The sequence below is a fragment of the Campylobacter sp. 7477a genome (assembly GCF_014892335.1).
Taxonomy (GTDB): domain Bacteria; phylum Campylobacterota; class Campylobacteria; order Campylobacterales; family Campylobacteraceae; genus Campylobacter_A; species Campylobacter_A californiensis.
In genome coordinates this window covers 1-3,412 of record NZ_JADBJH010000023.1, presented here as the reverse complement: position 1 = coordinate 3,412, position 3,412 = coordinate 1, and the positions used below count along the sequence as shown (strand labels likewise).

Annotated in this window: 4 protein-coding genes; all 4 read right to left on the bottom strand. The window is 36.5% G+C overall.

Features of this window, described 5'->3' with window-relative positions; genetic code table 11:
* Positions 1-55 precede the first annotated feature (55 nt).
* The 4 genes from CCAL5182_RS08875 to CCAL5182_RS08860 are packed head-to-tail and all read right to left on the bottom strand — an operon-like array spanning position 56 to position 3,324.
* Positions 56-616, bottom strand: coding sequence for a DedA family protein (locus CCAL5182_RS08875; RefSeq protein WP_336610824.1), 561 nt, complete (start codon positions 614-616; stop codon positions 56-58).
* 7 nt (positions 617-623) lie between these two features.
* Positions 624-1,214, bottom strand: a complete 591-nt coding sequence (locus CCAL5182_RS08870) for a lipid-binding SYLF domain-containing protein (protein WP_169938672.1) — start codon at positions 1,212-1,214, stop codon at positions 624-626.
* A gap of 6 nt (positions 1,215-1,220) precedes the next feature.
* Positions 1,221-2,774, bottom strand: coding sequence for a ribonuclease Y (rny, locus tag CCAL5182_RS08865; protein ID WP_336610823.1), 1,554 nt, complete (start codon positions 2,772-2,774; stop codon positions 1,221-1,223).
* A complete protein-coding gene (locus CCAL5182_RS08860; RefSeq protein ID WP_336610822.1) occupies positions 2,707-3,324 on the bottom strand; it encodes a 5-formyltetrahydrofolate cyclo-ligase in 618 nt (205 codons plus the stop codon). The genes rny and CCAL5182_RS08860 overlap by 68 nt, the downstream gene beginning before the upstream one ends.
* Between the last annotated feature and the right edge of the window lie 88 nt (positions 3,325-3,412).

Here is a 3,412-nt window from a genome sequence, read left to right as displayed (position 1 = left end):
GCACAAAATATACGAAAAACACTACTATGGATTTTTAGATAGTATGTTATTATAATTAACGTTTTTTAGTTATCTTTTGTAAAAAACAATATATCACAACAAGTAAACAAAGCATAATGCTAGGCATAATATACCCATGATCGCCAAGATAATCACTAATTTGCATGAAGAAATTTCCAGCCAAATAGCTTAATACGCCCAAGGAGATGGCCCAAAGTATTGAGCTTATAACATTTAATACACTAAATTTATAAAACGGATACTTTGTAAGACCAATTGCTATTGGAATTAGCGTTTTTAATCCATATATAAATTTTTGAATAAATACAACTTTATCTCCATGCCTTTTCATGAGTAAATGCGCATAAGCAAGTTTGCGTTTGTGTCCTTTCAAGTAAGGCATAAACATGTTTTTATTATATCTGCTTAGATAAAAAAGCAAGGTATCACCCAAAGCATTTGATATCGCTGCAACAGCTATGCTAACACCAAGATCCATTTTGCCGGCATAACTTAACACTCCAGCTGCAATAATAGCAACCATGCCACCGCCAAGTGTATATAAAAAGAGAATAATATATCCGTATGTTGAAAGAGAAGTTAAAATTTCTTGCATTTTATGCCTAAAATTTGGTGTAGATATTCATCAGTTGTTCATATGCATAGCCAGATTGTTTCAAATTTTGGTTATTACGTTTTATTACAACACCACCAAAACTAGCTCCGGCAAAAAAACCATCATTAGTAGCGTAAGCATAGATGTCGCTTGAAAAATTAAAATCCCCGATCTTGCTAACCCGCTCTCCTATCCTAGCGCCAAAAGAAAATGAAGCAGTTGCGTCAAGCGCGAGCTTTTGGCTTTTGATGTCTTCTACGATCGAGTTTTTCATTATAAAAAGAACAAGTGAGCTGTCTTCGTAACCAAGCTGCAAGCCGACACTCCCCCCGCTCATGCTGACAGGGACTAGGTCGGATACGGAATTTAAAGAGCCTACTAGCATAACTCCATCTCCCCCCATCCCGCCAACTACAAAGCCGACCTTTTTTACGCTCGGAAATATCACGATCGCGCTTGATTTTTCCATAAGTTCTCTGGTTGGAACTTCGGGCTTTGAACTCATAGTTTTTACAAAAGAATTTGCACTATTTAAAACCAACTCTTCATTTGCAAAAGCAAAAAGTAAACAAAAACATAAAAGCAAAATTTTTTTCATCACAAATCACTTAGCGTAGTCAATCGCTCTTGTTTCGCGTATTACACTTACTTTTATCTCACCAGGATATTGCACCTTATCCTCTATCTCACTTGCTATCTCTTTAGCTACAAGCACTGCCTCATCGTCATTTATAAGCTTGGCATTTGCTATAACTCGTATCTCACGTCCCGCATTTATAGCGTAAGCTTGTTTTATACCGTCCTTGCTTTTTGCGATATTTTCTATCTCTTCAACACGTTTTAAAAAACTCTCAAGCACTTCACGTCTAGCTCCAGGTCTTGCCGCACTTAATGCATCGGCAGCACAAACAGCAGCACTCTCTACACTTGTTGCCTCTTCATGTCCGTGATGTGCATAAATAGCGTTTATAACAACCGGATGTTCTTTGTATCTCTTACAAATTTCAGCACCCAAATCAACGTGACTGCCCTCAAATTCATGCGTTAAGGCCTTACCTATATCGTGTAAAATTCCAGCTCTTTTTGCAAGTTTTTCATCTCCACCTGTTTCAGCAGCTATAATACCTGCAAGATGCGCTACTTCAAGGCTATGAGCTAAGGCATTTTGTCCGTAGCTAGCTCTAAATTTTAACTTGCCTATTAGCTTGATAATTTCAGGGTGAATTTTGTTAAGTCCCAAGTCCATAACGATATTTTCTCCCTCTTCTTGTATGCTTTGTTCAAATTCTTCAGTAACTTTTTTATGCAAGTCCTCTATCCTGGCTGGCTGAATTCTACCATCTTCAACCAAAAGCTCGATAACACGTGTAGCTATTGCGCGGCGATACAAGTTAAAACTACTTAAAATAATAGCATGCGGAGTGTCATCGATAATAATATCAACACCCAAAACCATCTCTAAAGTCTTGATATTTCGCCCTTCTTTGCCGATTATCCTGCCTTTTAGTTCATCATTTTTAATATTTACAACATTTATCAAGCGCTCTGCTGCAAATTCGCCCGCAAAACGCGATGTGGCCTGTGCTAAAATATAATTCACTCTCTTTTTGGCTTCACGCTTAGCCTCTTCTTCGCATCTTCTTACGATATGCGCTATGTCAGCACGAGACTTCTCTTCTACCTTTTTAAGCACCACATCTCTAGCTTCATCCTCGGTTAAGCCGGCTGCATGCTCTAGGACTTTTAATGCCTCTTCTACTTTGTTTTGATAGGTTACTTTTAAATTCAAACCCTCTTCGTAAACTAGCTTGGCTTCGTTCTTGTCTTTTTCAAACAAAGCTTTGTTTTCTTTTAAAATTTCTTGCTCGTTTAACAAAGACTGCTCTTTTTTATTTAGTTCGTCAAATTTTTGAGAATAATCTTTTTGCAGCTTGGTTGTCTTTTCATCGTATTTTTTCTTAGCTTCAAATTCAGCCTCTTGAACGGCTAATTTTGAGTTTTTAAGTGTTAGCTCTGCCTCGTGCTCTATGACTTTTGCTTTTGCTTTTGCTTGCTCTAAAAATATATTATAATTAGCGTCATTTATCTTTTTAGTATACAGATACCCTGCGCCAACGCCCACCACACCGGCTCCTAAGCCTATTAAAATCTCTATCATAAATTCCTCTTTTTATGTAATTTTGCTTTGGGGTTAGATAGATATCGCCGCGAATATCGTGGTCTTGAGAAAGAATTTTATCGATATAAAAGTCTTTAATCTGCACAAAAACTATCAACTTCGGACGATAGGATAAGCCGCTAAAAAATCTATCATAAAAACCTTTGCCATGTCCTATCCTTGCCATAGTAGCGTCAACCCCGATGACGGGAACTACAGCCATATCAAGCCGCCTAGTGCTGCTTTTCTTGCTTAAAGGCTCTCTAACATTAAATTTAGAGCGCACAAACGGCATCTTCAATTCTACCATTTTTAAACTAAGCCCTACCATAAATGGAATAAAAATATTACATTTTTTGGATAGATTGCGCCTGATAGAATAAACATCAGGTTCATACCTTAAAGGCATAAAAAAAAGTATATTTTTAGACTTTGATAATTCAATCAAATTTAAAAGAGTTTTTAAAACAGCATAATGCTTGGCTTTTGCCGTACGATCTATTATCTTATTCATCTCTTTGAAATTTTTAATTCTTATATCTTTTTTCATCAAATACACCTGCTGTTTTGGTATAAAAATATTACATTATGGCCGGTTAATATTTTATAAAATGCAAAATAAAAATTATAGCGATACA